The organism is Roseateles sp. NT4, from assembly GCF_051857475.1.
Classification (GTDB): Bacteria; Pseudomonadota; Gammaproteobacteria; order Burkholderiales; family Burkholderiaceae_C; genus Pelomonas.
Window position 1 is genome coordinate 1713581 of the sequence record NZ_JBPZGZ010000002.1, and the last position, 13954, is coordinate 1727534.

At 69.4% G+C, this 13954-nt stretch carries 14 protein-coding genes; 12 read left to right on the forward strand and 2 right to left on the reverse strand.

The genetic code is table 11. From position 1 onward, the window contains the following. Nucleotides 1-3: 3 nt before the first annotated feature. From ACS5PN_RS17670 to ACS5PN_RS17705, 8 genes are all read left to right on the forward strand, one after another. Entirely contained in the window at nt 4-1176 is a 1173-nt protein-coding gene (locus tag ACS5PN_RS17670) for a beta-ketoacyl-ACP synthase (protein ID WP_439465287.1), read from the forward strand. A gap of 167 nt (nt 1177-1343) precedes the next feature. Then, nucleotides 1344-1796, forward strand: coding sequence for an ApeP family dehydratase (locus ACS5PN_RS17675; protein ID WP_439465288.1), 453 nt, complete (start codon nt 1344-1346; stop codon nt 1794-1796). Continuing rightward, complete coding sequence (locus ACS5PN_RS17680) at nt 1793-2530, forward strand: 3-ketoacyl-ACP reductase FabG2 (protein WP_439465289.1); 738 nt, start codon at nt 1793-1795, stop codon at nt 2528-2530. The genes ACS5PN_RS17675 and ACS5PN_RS17680 overlap by 4 nt, the downstream gene beginning before the upstream one ends. Beyond that, on the forward strand, nt 2527-3762 hold the full coding sequence (locus ACS5PN_RS17685; RefSeq protein WP_439465290.1) for a beta-ketoacyl-ACP synthase: 1236 nt from the start codon (nt 2527-2529) through the stop codon (nt 3760-3762). The genes ACS5PN_RS17680 and ACS5PN_RS17685 overlap by 4 nt, the downstream gene beginning before the upstream one ends. A gap of 29 nt (nt 3763-3791) precedes the next feature. Next, the gene (locus tag ACS5PN_RS17690) at nt 3792-4301 is read left to right on the forward strand and encodes a hypothetical protein (protein ID WP_439465291.1); all 510 of its coding nucleotides are present in this window, start codon (nt 3792-3794) and stop codon (nt 4299-4301) included. Between the two features lie 38 nt (nt 4302-4339). Continuing rightward, nucleotides 4340-4777 carry an excinuclease ATPase subunit gene (locus ACS5PN_RS17695; RefSeq protein ID WP_439465292.1) on the forward strand — a complete coding sequence of 146 codons (438 nt, stop codon included), beginning with the start codon at nt 4340-4342 and terminating at the stop codon, nt 4775-4777. Nucleotides 4778-4802: 25 nt separating this feature from the next. Next, nucleotides 4803-5468, forward strand: a complete 666-nt coding sequence (locus tag ACS5PN_RS17700; protein WP_439465293.1) for a 4'-phosphopantetheinyl transferase family protein — start codon at nt 4803-4805, stop codon at nt 5466-5468. 33 nt (nt 5469-5501) lie between these two features. Further along, nucleotides 5502-6410, forward strand: coding sequence for a polysaccharide deacetylase family protein (locus ACS5PN_RS17705; protein WP_439465294.1), 909 nt, complete (start codon nt 5502-5504; stop codon nt 6408-6410). 4 nt (nt 6411-6414) lie between these two features. On the opposite strand, the gene ACS5PN_RS17710 is transcribed toward ACS5PN_RS17705, so the two are convergent. Next, nucleotides 6415-7131: a class I SAM-dependent methyltransferase gene (locus ACS5PN_RS17710; protein ID WP_439465295.1), complete on the reverse strand. Its 717-nt coding sequence runs from the start codon at nt 7129-7131 to the stop codon at nt 6415-6417. Between the two features lie 85 nt (nt 7132-7216). Between ACS5PN_RS17710 and ACS5PN_RS17715 the strand changes: the two genes are divergently transcribed. The 4 genes from ACS5PN_RS17715 to ACS5PN_RS17730 all read left to right on the forward strand — a co-directional run bounded on the left by ACS5PN_RS17715 (nt 7217) and on the right by ACS5PN_RS17730 (nt 13076). After that, nucleotides 7217-8062, forward strand: a complete 846-nt coding sequence (locus ACS5PN_RS17715) for a D-hexose-6-phosphate mutarotase (RefSeq protein ID WP_439465296.1) — start codon at nt 7217-7219, stop codon at nt 8060-8062. Between the two features lie 10 nt (nt 8063-8072). Next, the gene (gene hemE, locus ACS5PN_RS17720; protein WP_439465297.1) at nt 8073-9152 is read left to right on the forward strand and encodes a uroporphyrinogen decarboxylase; all 1080 of its coding nucleotides are present in this window, start codon (nt 8073-8075) and stop codon (nt 9150-9152) included. A gap of 319 nt (nt 9153-9471) precedes the next feature. Continuing rightward, the gene (locus tag ACS5PN_RS17725; RefSeq protein ID WP_439465298.1) at nt 9472-11538 is read left to right on the forward strand and encodes a primosomal protein N'; all 2067 of its coding nucleotides are present in this window, start codon (nt 9472-9474) and stop codon (nt 11536-11538) included. A 29-nt stretch (nt 11539-11567) separates the two neighbouring features. After that, a complete protein-coding gene (locus ACS5PN_RS17730; RefSeq protein WP_439465299.1) occupies nt 11568-13076 on the forward strand; it encodes an alkaline phosphatase D family protein in 1509 nt (502 codons plus the stop codon). On the opposite strand, the gene ACS5PN_RS17735 is transcribed toward ACS5PN_RS17730, so the two are convergent. Then, complete coding sequence (locus ACS5PN_RS17735; RefSeq protein WP_439465300.1) at nt 13073-13765, reverse strand: PEP-CTERM sorting domain-containing protein; 693 nt, start codon at nt 13763-13765, stop codon at nt 13073-13075. The two genes, ACS5PN_RS17730 and ACS5PN_RS17735, sit on opposite strands and share 4 nt — an antisense overlap. Between the last annotated feature and the right edge of the window lie 189 nt (nt 13766-13954).

Below are 13954 nucleotides of genomic sequence, written 5' to 3' on the forward strand. Positions count from 1 at the left end.
TTGATGAACTTCTATCTGAACGCCTTGGGCGTCGTTTGTGCCGCTGGGCATGACGCTCCCACCGTCGCCACATCGCTGTGGGCCAGCTCGCCCAGCGGCGTCGAGCCTGAAGCCTGGCGCGGCCGTACCCTTCACCTGGGCCGCGTGCGCCAGGCCCTGCCCCTGCCCGACGCGGCGGCCCAGCGCAGCCGCAACAACGCTCTGCTGTTGACGGCGCTCCAACCCATCCGCGCTGCGGTCGATGCCGCCATCGCCCGCTTCGGACCGCTGCGTGTGGCCGTCGTGCTGGGCACCAGCACTTCGGGCGTCGGCGAAAGCGAGGCCGCCTGGAGCCACCATCAGGCCGAGGGCGGCCTGCCCGCCTGGCACGACGTGCGTCAGCAGGAGATCGGCTCGGGCGCCACGCTGCTGGCCGCCGAGCTCGGCACGCTGGGCCCGGCCTATGTCATCTCGACGGCCTGCTCGTCCAGCAGCAAGGCCCTGGCCAGCGCCGCGCGCCTGCTGCAGGCCGGCATGGCCGACGCCGTCGTCTGCGGCGGCGCCGACAGCCTGTGCGACTTCACCGTTGCCGGCTTTGCTGCGCTGGAAGCCGTCAGCGACGCCCGCTGCAACCCCATGAGCGCCCAGCGTTGCGGCATCAACATCGGCGAGGCCGGCGCGCTCTTCCTGATGACCCGCGAGAAGGGTGACGGCCCGGCCGTCCGCCTGGCCGGCTGGGGTGAGACCAGCGATGCCCACCACATCTCGGCACCCGAGCCCAGCGGCCGCGGCGCCGAGGCGGCGATGCGCGCAGCCCTCGACATGGCCGGGTTGACGCCTGCCGACATCGGCTACCTGAACCTGCACGGCACGGCCACGCCGCACAACGACGCCATGGAGAGCGAGGCCGTGGCCCGTGTCTTCGGCCTGGACACCCCCTGCAGTTCCACCAAGCCGCTGACCGGTCACACCCTGGGCGCCGCCGGCGCGCTGGAAGCGGCCATAGCCTGGCTGACCCTGCTGGGCGACGGCGCCCTGCCGGCCCATCATTTCGACGGCGAGCGCGACGCGGCCCTGCCGGCCATCCGCCTGGTGCAGCCCGGCGAGCGCCTGGACAGCGCGCCGCGCGCCGTGTTGTCCAATTCCTTTGCCTTCGGCGGCAGCAATGCCGCGCTGGTCCTCGCCCGTGAAGATTGAAGCCCCTCGCCCAGTCTGTGCCGCGCTGAACGCGGGCAAGCCCGGTCGGTCCCCCGCGGGGACGGCGATGCTCGCGGCATCGAGCCACGAGTACATCGCCTGCCGGGCCGGCTCGGGATCGGCCCAGCGCTCGGCCCGAAATCAGGGAGATCGATCCGATGGTTGATATGGACATCGCCGACCTGGTGCCGCATCGCGGCGCCATGAGCTGGCTCGACCGTGTCATCGAGGCCGATGCCGAGTCGCTGCTGGCCGAGGCCACGCTGCGTGCCGACCACCTGCTGGTGCAGGACGGCCAGCTCAGCGCGTCGGCGGGCGTCGAGTACATGGCGCAAGCGGCCGCTGCGTGGGCGGGCTATCAGCGCCATCTCAAGGCGGACGAAGGCGGCGCGGCGCGTATCGGCTTCCTGCTCGGCACGCGCCGCTACACCTGCGACCGAGCGGCCTTCCGCGTCGGCGATGTGCTGCGCGTCAAGGTGCAGCGCCTCTTCCAGGCCGACAACGGTCTCGGACAATTTGAATGCGTCATCGCCATCGATGGCGCCGAGGTGGCGCGAGCCAGCCTCAATGTCTTCGGGCCGGATGACCCGGAGGCTTTCCTGAACGGACAGACCCCATGAGCAGTACTCCCCACACCGTCCTGGTGACCGGCTCCAGCCGCGGCATCGGCCGCGCCATCGCACTGCGGCTGGCGCGCGACGGCTACGACGTCGTCATCCATTGCCGCAGCCGCCGCGACGAGGCCGAGGCCGTCGCCCAGGCCGCGCGCGAGCTTGGCCGCAACGCCCGCGTGCTGAGCTTCGACGTGGCCGACCGCGCCGCCACGGCCGCCGCGCTGGAGGCCGACATCGAGGCCCATGGCTGCTATTACGGCGTCGTCTGCAATGCCGGCATCGCCCGCGATGGCGCCTTCCCGGCGCTGACCGGCGAGGACTGGGACGCCGTCATCCACACCAACCTGGATGCGTTCTACAACGTGCTGCAGCCGCTGACCATGCCCCTGGTGCGCCGCCGCAAACCGGGCCGCATCGTCACGCTGGCCTCCGTATCGGGCCTGATGGGCAACCGCGGGCAGGTCAACTACAGTGCCGCCAAGGCGGGCATCATCGGCGCGACCAAGGCGCTGGCCGTCGAACTGGCCAGCCGCAAGATCACGGTCAACTGCGTGGCGCCCGGCCTCATCGAGACGGACATGATCGAGCCGCATGTGCTGGAGCACGCGATGCAGATCATCCCGGCCCAGCGCGTCGGACAACCCGAAGAGGTGGCGGCGCTGGTGGCCTTCTTGATGGGCGAAGACGCCGCGTACATCACGCGGCAAGTGATTTCGGTGAACGGGGGGATGGTCGGGTGAGCAATAGAAGAGTCGTCATCACCGGTATCGGCGCGCTGTCGCCGCTGGGCCATGACGTCGAGACCGTCATGGACAGCCTGCGCGCCGAGGCCAACAAGGTCCAGCGCATGGCCGACTGGGCCGATTACGAAGGCCTGAACACGCAGGTCGGCGTGCCCTGCGCCCACTTCGAGCTGCCCGCCGACCGCTACAACCGCAAGACCATGCGCAGCATGGGCCGCGTGGCCCAGATGGCGACACGCTCGGCCGAGCTGGCGCTGGAGCAGGCCGGCCTCATCGGCGACCCGCTGCTGACCAGCGGCCGTGTTGGCGTCAGCTTCGGCAGCTCCAGCGGCACGCCCAGCGCCATCGGCGACTTCGGCCGCATGATGACGGTCAAGAGCATCGAGGGCATCAACGCCAACACCTACGTGAAGATGATGTCGCACACCGCGACCGTCAACATCGCGGTGTTCTTCGGCATCACCGGCCGCATCATCACGACCAGCAGCGCCTGCACCTCGGGCAGCCAGGGTCTGGGCTATGCCTACGAAGCCATCAAGAGCGGCCGCCAGATCGCCATGCTGGCCGGCGGCGCCGAGGAGCTCGACCCGACGCAGGCGGCCGTCTTCGACACGCTGTTTGCCACCAGCACCAAGTACAACGACCAGCCGCGCCTGACGCCGCGTCCCTTCGACGCGGACCGCGACGGCCTGGTGCTGGGCGAGGGCGCCTGCACCTTCCTGCTGGAAGACTACGAACACGCCAAGGCGCGCGGCGCAAGGATGCTGGGCGAGATCGTCGGCTACGGCACCAACTGCGACGGCACCCACGTCACCCAGCCCCAGTCCGCCACCATGGCCCAGGCCATGCGCCTGGCGCTGGAGGACGCCGGGCTGCCCGCCAGCGCCATCCCCTACGTCAACGCCCACGGCACCAGCACCGACCAGGGCGACGTGGCCGAGAGCCAGGGCACGCACAGCGTCTTCGGCGCCGGCGTGGCCATCTCGTCGCTGAAGAGCTATATGGGCCACACCCTGGGCGCCTGCGGTGCGCTGGAGGCCTGGATGACGCTGGAGATGATGAACGCCGACTGGTTCGCGCCCACCATCAACCTCAAGCGCGTCGACCCGCGCTGCGGCGATCTCGACTACGTGCTCAGCGGTGGCCGCCAGCTGCAGACCGAGTACGCGATGACCAACAACTTCGCCTTCGGTGGCATCAACACGTCGCTGATCCTGCGGCGTCTTTGAATTCGACAACAGGCCTGGGAGGGCACCCGATGAAGCAGCACGTGTTGATGGTTGCATGGATGCTGGCAAGCGCTGCGGCGCAGGCCGGCACCACGCCCGAACAGGAACTCGCCGCCGGGCGCAAGATTGCCGCCAGCCTGTCGCAGGAGGGCCGCGACCTCTGCGTCTTCGACAACGGCGCGCCGTCGGACATGCCGCATCAGCGCGTCGGGGACCTGAAGGTGGCCAAGGAGTCCTATGGCGGCGTGAAGGAACTGCTGCCCAGGCTGGTGGAACAGGCCCTGGCACAGAAGGCCGACGCCATCGTCGACTACAACAGCTCGCAGCGTTTCGGCTTCTGGCCCTGGCGCCTGGTGCGTCCCGTCGTCACGGGCAAGGCCATCCGCTGGAGCGAGCCACCCCGCAAATCCTGCGAGGCCATGGGCGGTGTCCGCATGGAGACCATCCTGACCACCAACAAGAGCCCGGAGGCCATGGCGCAGGGCGCCGTGCCTCAGACGCCGGCGGCCGCCGGTTCGTCGGCCTCCGCGCCGCAATGACACTGAAGTCTGACAACCCCCGCTCAAGGAGCTCGTTCATGAAATCTCGTCTCGTGGCCCTGGCCGCCGCTTCGCTGCTGTCCCTGCCCGCTTTCGCGCGCGACACGGTGCTGTACATCCCGTTGGCCGACGTGCTGGCCATGCCCGAGGCCCAGGACAAGCTCGACCCCCAGATGCGGTTCCTGCTGGCCGGCCAACCCACGCCCAAGGTCATCAAGCGCTTCAGCACCGACACGAGCAACCCCAAGACGAACGGCTTCAACAAGAGCGATGAGTTCGGCTGCAAGTGGGCGGCGCTGAGCGCGCTGGTCAGTCTGCAGAACAGCGCCAAGCGCGAGGGTGCCAACGCCGTCATCGACATCGTCAGCTACTACAAGAAGGTCGAGTACAAGAGCACGACCGACTTCGAATGCCACGCGGGCGCCTTTGTCGTTGGCGTGGCGCTGCGCGGCACCTACGCCAAGGTCGCAGATTGATTCGACCGAGCAGGCGGGTGCCGCGGTGACGCTGCGCTGCCTGCTGGCTGCCGAGCCCGAACTGCGCGCCGGCATGCCGGCGCCTGAAGCCTGGCTGACGGCCTCCGAGCAAGCCCGCCTGCAGGCGCTGGGTACCGAGGCCCGACGCGGCACCTTCCTGGCAGGCCGCTGGCTGGCGCGCCTGGCGGTGCAGCAGTGGCTGGGATCCGATGAGCTGTCCGCGCTGGACGTGGCCGACAGCGGCGCCTGCCATGTTGTCGGTCGCGGCGATGTGTTCGTGTCGATCAGCCACAGCGCCGGCCACGTCGCCTGCGCGGCTGCCGGCGTGCCCGTCGGCGTCGACGTGGAAAGCCTGACCCGGCCGCGCGACCACCTCGCGCTGGCCGAGACCCTGCACAGCCCGGCGCAGCAGGCCGCGCTGGCCGCCTTGCCGGAAGAGGCGCGTGCCACGGCTTTTCTGCAGGCCTGGACGATCAAGGAAGCCTGGCTCAAGGCCCGCGAGCGGGGCCTGGATTTCGCGCTGATGCGCGGGCTGGAATTCGATGACGACGGCGCTCAAGGCGACGTGGCCGTGACGCAGTTGGGCAATCTCGTATTGGCCGTGGCCTGCAATCCCCTGTTGCCGGGCACCATCGAGGGTCCCACGAATGCAGTGTGGCGGCGCTGTCTGACCCGGACGGTCGACCTCTAAACTGCGCGGCCCGAGAAGTTGGATGGAGATGTGATGGCGCGGCAATGGCGCTCATGGTGGATGGTGGCGGGCCTGGCATGGTTCGCGGTGACAGGGGCGGCGGCCGATCCCTCTCCGCTGGGCGAGCATGTGTCGATCAGCGCGCCCGTGCCCATCCGCCTGCTGTTGAGCTTCGACGACGGCCCCAGCGCCCGCGAAGGCGACAACCCGACGGTGCAGATCCTCGATGGCCTGGCGCGCAACGCCATCCAGCCCGGCATCAAGGCGGTGTTCTTCGTGCAGACGGGCGCGTCCAATGGCGGCGCCACAGCGCTGGGCCGTGAGCTGATGCGCCGCACGCTGCAAGAGGGTCACGCGCTGGGCTTCCATACCGCCACGCCTGGCCACACCAGCCACACCCGGCTCAACGACGAGGTGCTCGAAGGCAGCCTGAGCCAGGGCCTGGCGGCGCATGTCGAGCTGGCCGGCCGGGCGCCGGTGCTGGTGCGTCCGCCGCATTGGGCCTATGACGCGCGCACCTTCGCGGCCTATCAGCGCCATGGCCTGAACCTGGTCATGACCGACCTGTCGGCCAACGACGGCAAGATCCCCTGGCCCAACGCCAGCCTGCGCCGGCGCTCCCATCTCGAGCACCAGATGCGCGTGCTGCGCCGTCATGTGAACGACCTGCCCGTGGTGGGCGGCGTGCGGCCGGTGGTGGTGACCTTCCACGATGCCAACCCCTTCACCGGCAGCCACATCAACGAATATCTGCAGATCCTCGTCGATGGCGCTCACAAGGCCGGGCTGACGCTGGCCGATCCGCCCTTCTACGACTCCGCCGAATCGGTGGAGGCCGCTGCGCAGGCGCGTGCGCTGACGGACCCGAGCGTGCAGGTCCGCATCCCGGGCTTCTGGACCTCGCTGCTGGCCTGGATCCTGCCCGAGCCGCCGCTGGACTGAGGCGTCAGGCGGGCTTCCTCGCCACCGCGTTCAACAAGGTTTCTTCGCGGTTTTTCGGCAGGCCGAAGCCCAGCCACTCGCGCGCACCCAGGTCGCTGCGGCTCCACCACAGATAGGGCGTGCTGATGCGGTCCTCGCGCAGCTCGAAGCCGGTCTCGCGCAGCAGGCCCAGGTATTCCTCGGCCGTGCGCTGCACATGCATGGGGTGGCGGAACAGCAGCCGGATGATCCAGCTGTAGATGTAGGCGCGGGTGCTCTCGGCCAGCAGCAGCAGGCCACCCGGCTTCAGCACGCGGTAGACCTCGGCCAGGGCTGCGTGCTGGTCGACGATGTGGTGCAGGGTCTGGTGGCAGAGCACCATGTCCACCGAGTTGTCGGGCAGCGGGATGCGCTCGGCGTGGGCGGCGTGCAGGGTGACGGGCACCGGGCAGGCCTTCACCATCGCGGCGCAGCGGGCCTCGAAGTCGGGCTCGGGGTCCAGCGCATGGATCTGGGTCGGTGCGAAGCGCGCGGCCATCTCGGGCAGGGAGTGGCCCTGGCCAGTGCCGATGTCGAGCATGACGCCGCCACGCGGCGCGTCCGGCGCCATGCGCTGCAGGTCGCTGAGGGCGCGGCCCAGCACATGCACCCGCCAGGTCGCCGTGGACAGGAACCACAGGCCGAAACGGGTTTCCGGCACAAAGGCCAGTTTCTTGGGAGAGGGGGCGCTGGCAGTGCTCATCGCGGCTCGGAAAGGGCGCCGCTGGGCGCCCGGAAAAACAAGTCGGCGATGATAGAGCGTTGATCGCCGCGCACCTGTCCGTTCCATGAGCACCGAATCCTCCAGCATCACCCTGCAAAGCCCCGACGGCGCCAGCGCGAAACTCAGCCTGCATGGCGGCCATCTGCTGTCCTGGAAACCCGCCGGGGCGCCCGAGCAGCTCTATCTGTCGCCGCGCAGCGAATTCGCGCCCGGCAAGGCCATCCGTGGCGGCGTGCCGGTGTGCTTCCCGCAGTTCTCCGACCGCGGCTCCCTGCCCAAACATGGCTTTGCGCGCACCCTGCCATGGGAGCTGGTGCAGCAGCAGCAGGGCAAGGACGATGCGCTGGCCGTCATGCGACTGCGCGACAGCGATGCGACGCGAGCCCTGTGGCCGCATGCCTTCGAGCTGGAGCTGAGCGTGCGCATCGGCGGCCGGACGCTGGACATCGAACTCGCCTGCGAGAACCTGGGCGACGCGCCATTGCAGTTCACCACCGCGCTGCACACCTATCTGCGCGTGGCCGACCTGGACGCCGTCAGCGTCGAGGGCCTGGCTGGCCTGCGCTACTGGGACAACATCAAGAAGGCCGACGCCCTGCAGCGCATGGACCTGCTGCTGACCGGCGAGAACGGCGTGCTCGACCTCGACCGCGTCTACTTCGGCGTCAAGGAGAGACCGCTGCTGGTGGCCGAAGACCGCCGCCAGGTGGCTTTCCGCCACCAGGGTTTCGACGACACGGTGGTCTGGAACCCCGGCCCCGAGCGTTGCGCCCAGTTGCCCGACATGCCGCCCGAGGGCTGGTCGGAGATGCTGTGCGTCGAAGCTGCCTGCATCGGCAGGCCCATCGAATTGCCGGCCGGTGAAAGCTGGGTGGGTCGGCAAAGCCTCGAGTTGCTCCGACCTCGATAATCCGGGGCATATGTTTGCCCCGCTTCAAAACGACACCTTCCTGCGCGCTTGCCTGCGCCAGCCCACCCAGCACACCCCCATCTGGCTGATGCGCCAGGCTGGCCGCTACCTGCCCGAGTACCGCGCCACGCGCGAGAAGGCCGGCAGCTTCATGGGCCTGGCCACCAACCGCGACTACGCCACCGAGGTGACGCTGCAGCCGTTGGAGCGCTTCCCGCTCGACGCGGCCATCCTGTTCAGCGACATCCTGACCGTGCCTGACGCGATGGGCCTGGGCCTGTCCTTCCAGCAGGGCGAGGGCCCGAAGTTCGCAAGGCAAGTGCGCGACGAGGCGGCCGTCGCGGCGCTGGAAGTGCCCGACATGGACAAGCTGCGCTATGTCTTTGACGCGGTCACGTCCATCCGCAAGGCCCTGAACGGCCGCGTGCCGCTGATCGGCTTCTCGGGCAGCCCCTGGACCCTGGCCTGCTACATGGTCGAAGGCGGCGGCTCCGACGACTACCGCCTCGTCAAGAGCCTGATGTACGCCCGCCCCGACCTGATGCACCGCATCCTGGACATCAACGCGCGCTCGGTGGCGGCCTATCTGAACGCCCAGATCGAGGCCGGTGCCCAGGCCGTCATGCTGTTCGACTCCTGGGGCGGTGTGCTCGCCGATGGCGCCTTCCAGCAGTTCAGCCTGGACTATTCGCGCCGGGTGCTCAGCGCCGTGAAGACCGAGCACGAGGGTGTGCGCATCCCGCGCATCCTGTTCACCAAGGGCGGTGGCCTGTGGCTGGACGAGATCGCCGCGGCCGGGGCCGACGTCGTGGGCCTGGACTGGACCATGAACCTCGCCAGCGCCCGTGCGCGTGTGGGCGACCGCGTGGCGCTGCAGGGCAATCTCGACCCCAATGTGCTGTTCGCGCCACCCGAAGCCGTGCGCGCCCAGGCTCGCGCCGTGCTGGACAGTTTCGGCAAGCCCGCGGCCGGCCAGGGGCACATCTTCAACCTCGGCCACGGCATCAGCCAGTTCACGCCGCCCGAGAGCGTGCAGGTCTTGGTGGACGAGGTGCACCAGCACTCGCGCCGCCTGCGTTCGGCGGCCTGACAGGGCCGTCAAATCTGTACTTGCAAGCTGACTTATCCCCAAAAATTGGGGGGCGGGGGCGCCGGATCGCGCTTGGTGCGGCGCACCTAAGAGTTTTCCCGAATCTGTGCTAAGTGCTTGATTTTCAAGGCGGCACACAAAACACCCTGATGAACGAATTTGGGGCGAGGCGATGCGCATTTGCCTTCTATCGGTCCTCGGCGGCTGAATTGCTCACAAACTTATCCACAGAAATTGTGGGCAACCCAAGAGCCCTTACGAATCATGCACTTGCAGCCAACTGCTGAGCCACTGCTTCACAAGAAGCGCGGAGCTGCGCGTGGCTGAAATCGCGGGCTCCCCCACGGTGCGTGTCGCCGTCGACGCGCCCCAACACAGTGGCCTGAATGGCCCGCTTGATTACGCCAGTGAGCAGGCGCTCGCATCGGGCACTTTGGTGAGGGTGCCGCTCGGCAAACGTGAGTTGTTGGGCATCGTCTGGCCGGGCGAGGCGGAACCGGCCCAGGGCTTGGCGCTGAAGCCCGTGGCGGCCGTTTTCGACGCGCTGCAACCGCTGGGCGAGGACTGGTGCCGGCTGCTGGATTTCGCCGCCGGTTATTACCAGCGCAGCGTCGGCGAGCTGGCCAGCGCCGTGCTGCCGCCGCAACTGCGCGAACTGTCGCCCGAGCAACTCGCCGCCCGCCTGCGCAAGCTGGAGCGCAAGACGGCCAAGGCCGTCGCCGTGCCCGAGCCGGTCAAGCCCGAACTGGCGCCTGAGCAGGCCCACGCGGTCGAACGCATCGCGGCCCAGATCGACGGCGGCGAGCGCAAGCCGGTGCTGCTGTTCGGCGTGACCGGCAGCGGCAAGACCGAGGTCTATCTGCGCGCCGCCGAGGCCGCGCTGGCGGCCGGCCGCCAGGTGCTGGTGCTGGTGCCCGAGATCAACCTGACGCCGCAACTCGAGGCCCGCTTCACCGAGCGCTTCGCGGCACTGCTGCCAGAGCCGCTGGCCATCGTCTCCCTGCACAGCGCCTTGACGCCGGCCCAGCGCCTGCAGAACTGGCTGGCCGCCCACCTCGGCCGCGCCCGCCTGGTGCTGGGCACGCGGCTGGCGGTGTTTGCCTCCCTGCCCGACCTCGGCCTCATCGTCGTCGACGAGGAGCACGACCCTTCCTACAAGCAGCAGGACGGCGCCCGCTATTCGGCGCGCGACCTGGCGATCTGGCGTGCGCACGATCGGCGCATCCCCGTCGTGCTGGGGTCGGCCACGCCGTCGCTGGAAAGCTGGCAGCACGCCGAATCCGGGCGTTATGAGCGGCTGACGCTGGCGGCCCGCATCGGCGGCGGCGCCTTGCCTCGCGTGAAGCTCTTCGACATGAAGGCCTTGCCGGCGACGGCGGGCGTGACGACGGCGCTGACCGCGCCGCTGCTGGCCGAACTGAAGGCGCGCCTGGACCGCGGCGAGCAGAGCCTGGTCTTCCTGAACCGCCGCGGCTATGCACCGGTGCTGCATTGCGGCGAATGCCAGTGGAAGAGCGACTGCCCGCATTGCAGCGCCTGGCGCGTCTTCCACAAGCGCGACCGCACCCTGCGCTGCCACCACTGCGGCTTCACCGAGCGCGTGCCGCGAGCCTGCCCCAACTGCGGCAATCACGACATCGCCCCCATCGGCCGTGGCACCGAGAAGCTGGAAGAGCAGCTGACGGAAGCCCTGCCGGGGGCGCGCGTGCTGCGCATCGACGCCGACTCGACGCGCCGCAAGGGCGAGCTGGAGGCCCAGCTGCAGGCCGTGCATGACGGCGAGGTCGACATCCTCGTCGGCACGCAGATGATCACCAAGGGCCACGACTTCCGGCGCATCCGCTTCGTCGCGGCCGTGAACCCGGACGGCGCCCTGTTCAGCAGCGACTTCCGCGCGCCCGAGCGCCTGTTCGCGCTGCTGATGCAGGCCGGCGGCCGCGCTGGCCGCGACGCCACAGGCGAGACGCCGGCCGAGATGTGGGTGCAGACCTGGCACCGCGACCATGCCCTCTACCAGGCCCTGGCGCGCCACGACTATGTGCGCTTTGCCGGCGACCAACTGGCCGAGCGCCGCTCCGCCAGCCTGCCCCCCTTCGCCCACCTGGCTCTGCTGCGCGCCGAGGCACGCACGGCCGAGGCCGCCAAGGCCTTCCTAGACGCGGCCGCGGAGCTGCTGCACGACGCTGAGGTGCTGGTCTACCCGCCGGTGCCGCATGCGGTCGCCCGCGTGGCCGATGTGGAGCGCATGCAGATGCTGGTGGAGGCCACGCAGCGTGTGCGGCTGCAGGCCTTTCTGCGTGCCTGGGTGCCGGCGCTGATTGCGCTGAAGCGCGAACACAAGGCGGTATTGCGCTGGGCTGTCGACGTCGATCCGTTGGCCATCTGATCGCCATCTGGCAGCGCCAGAATGCGGCGATGGACACCTCACGCCGCCACCTGCTGCAACTGTCACTGGCCGCCGGCCTGGCGCCTGGATTCCTGAGCCACGCCCGTGCCGACGTCGCACCACGCTTCGCTCTCGGCATCGCCTCCGGTCACCCGACCGCCGACGGCATGGTGCTGTGGACCCGACTGACCGGCACCGACCTGCCGGAGCGCGTCGAGGTGCGCTGGGAAGTGGCCGAGGACGAGGCCTTCAGGCAGCGTGTGGCCGCGGGCACCGAGACGGCCGAAGCGGGCTGGGGCCACAGCGTGCACGCCGAGCCTGCCGGGCTGAAGCCCGGGCGCTGGTACTGGTACCGCTTCGAGGCCCTGGGCCAGCGCAGCACCGTGGGCCGCACCCGAACCACGCCGGCGGCCGACGCGACGGAGCCGTTGCGCTTTGCCATCGCCAGCTGCCAGCGCTGGGACCACGGCTTCTTCGCGGCCTGGCGCCACATGCTGGCCGAGGAACTGGACCTCGTCATGTTCCTGGGCGACTACATCTACGAATACGGCGCCGCGCCGGGCCGCGTGCGCGCCCACGAAGGCGGCGCCACGGTGACGCTGGCCCATTACCGTGCGCGGTATGCGCAGTACAAGTCCGACCCGGCCCTGCAGGCCATGCATGCCGCCGTGCCCTGGCTGTTCGTCTGGGACGACCACGAGGTCGAGAACGACTACGCCGGCCTGCGCGGCGAGAAGATCGCCCAGGACTTCCCGGCCCGCCGCACCGCGGCCTACCAGGCCTACTGGGAGCACCAGCCCCTGCCCAAGGCCTGGCGCCCGCGCGGCGTGGACATGCGCATGCACGGCCGCCATGCCTGGGGGCGGCTGGCCGTCATCCACGCGCTGGACGACCGCCAGTACCGCGACCCGCAGCTGTGCACCAAGGCCGGCCAATACGGCAGCAACACGCTGCCGCTGCGCGAGTGCCCGGAACTGCTCGATCCGAAACGGACGCTGCTCGGTGCGGCCCAGGAGCGCTGGCTGGCCGAGGGCTGGGATGTGACGCCGGGGCGGTGGAATCTGGTCGCCCAGCAGACGCTGATGGCGCGCATGAACTGGAGTACCAAGGAACCCACCTACTGGACCGATGGCTGGGACGGCTATGCCCCCGCGCGCAACCGGCTGCTGGGCGTGGTGCGCGAGCGCCAGGTGCCCAATGTCGTCGTGCTGGGCGGCGATGTGCACAGCCATGTCGTGGCCGACCTGAAGGCGGACTTCGACGACGCGGACTCACCGGTCGTGGCCAGTGAGTTCTGCGGCAGCTCCATCACCAGCTGGGCCGGCAAGCACAACCTGGATGCGCTGCGGGCGGTGAACCCGCATCAGCATTACGCGCGCAACGACCAGCGCGGCTATATGGCGTTCACGCTGGATGCGCGCGAAGGGCTGCAGGCCTCGGTGCGGTCGCTGGAGGATGCGTTGAAGCCCGATAGTGGCATCAGCACGACCGGGCGTTTTGCTGTGGCGCCGGGGAGGCCCGGCGTGCTGACTGCTTAACGGCGTGTCGGGACGGGCGCGGCCAGCGCAGCAGCCAGGGCCGTGGCGCGGCGGGCTTCGGCCTGCTTGCGCAGCGAGCGCGGCAGCAGCAGGCAGCCGGCGAGAGCTGCAAAGGTCAGGGCCAGGCTGCTCGGCTCGGGAACGCTGTTCAGGCGCACGTTGTCGAGGTTGCCACCCAGGCTGTCGCTGGTGCCGACGGACGCGAAGCTCAGCAGATTGGTGCCGGCCTGGGCCGTCACGCTGAACTTGACCTCGGCCCACTGGTTGCCGCTGCCACCCAGGCCGCTCAGCGTGGCGCCGAGCTGCACGCCGTTCCAGAAGGCCTGCATGCCATTGGTCGAGGCGTCCTGGAACTCGCGCGGCGAATACCAGAAGCTCAGCTCGTAGCGGGCGCCGGCGCTGAGGTTGTTCAGGTACTGGCCGATGGTGGTGTTGCCGTTGGTGTCCAGCTCGAGGTAGTTGGCGCCGTCCTGGGCCTGGCCCGCGATGTTGTTGCGGATCTCGAAACCGGTGCCGGGGCCGGCCAGCCAGGTCCAACCCGGCGTGGTGGCGACGTTGACCCAGCTGCCGTTGCCGACGACGGTGCTCTCGAAGCTGCCGTTGACCAGCAGGTTGCCGGCCGGCACGGGAGCGGCCAGGGCAGCGGCGCTGAGGGCGATCGAGGCGAGCAGGGCGGCGACACGTTTCATGGGCGGGCAGGGTCTTGTGTTTGACTGGCCGCGATTCTTCGGCCTGCCCGCTCCGCCGCCGGGTGCAGAGTTCACACCCGTGAAAACACCCCCCTCAGACCGGTGTGCGGCGACGGGCAGCTCGTGAAACAAGTCACCGAAAACGTTTGTTGTGGGCTGAGGTATTCGGGCCGAGCGCTGGGCCTGCCA

Coding starts and splice junctions, on each gene's coding strand:
- ACS5PN_RS17680 (WP_439465289.1), top strand. CDS start 1,793: ATGAGCAGTACTCCCCACACCGTCCTGGTGACCGGCTCCAGCCGCGGC.
- hemE (WP_439465297.1), top strand. CDS start 8,073: ATGTTTGCCCCGCTTCAAAACGACACCTTCCTGCGCGCTTGCCTGCGC.
- ACS5PN_RS17675 (WP_439465288.1), top strand. CDS start 1,344: ATGGACATCGCCGACCTGGTGCCGCATCGCGGCGCCATGAGCTGGCTC.
- ACS5PN_RS17695 (WP_439465292.1), top strand. CDS start 4,340: ATGAAATCTCGTCTCGTGGCCCTGGCCGCCGCTTCGCTGCTGTCCCTG.
- ACS5PN_RS17690 (WP_439465291.1), top strand. CDS start 3,792: ATGAAGCAGCACGTGTTGATGGTTGCATGGATGCTGGCAAGCGCTGCG.
- ACS5PN_RS17710 (WP_439465295.1), bottom strand. CDS start 7,131: ATGAGCACTGCCAGCGCCCCCTCTCCCAAGAAACTGGCCTTTGTGCCG.
- ACS5PN_RS17715 (WP_439465296.1), top strand. CDS start 7,217: ATGAGCACCGAATCCTCCAGCATCACCCTGCAAAGCCCCGACGGCGCC.
- ACS5PN_RS17670 (WP_439465287.1), top strand. CDS start 4: ATGAACTTCTATCTGAACGCCTTGGGCGTCGTTTGTGCCGCTGGGCAT.
- ACS5PN_RS17730 (WP_439465299.1), top strand. CDS start 11,568: ATGGACACCTCACGCCGCCACCTGCTGCAACTGTCACTGGCCGCCGGC.
- ACS5PN_RS17735 (WP_439465300.1), bottom strand. CDS start 13,765: ATGAAACGTGTCGCCGCCCTGCTCGCCTCGATCGCCCTCAGCGCCGCT.
- ACS5PN_RS17705 (WP_439465294.1), top strand. CDS start 5,502: ATGGCGCGGCAATGGCGCTCATGGTGGATGGTGGCGGGCCTGGCATGG.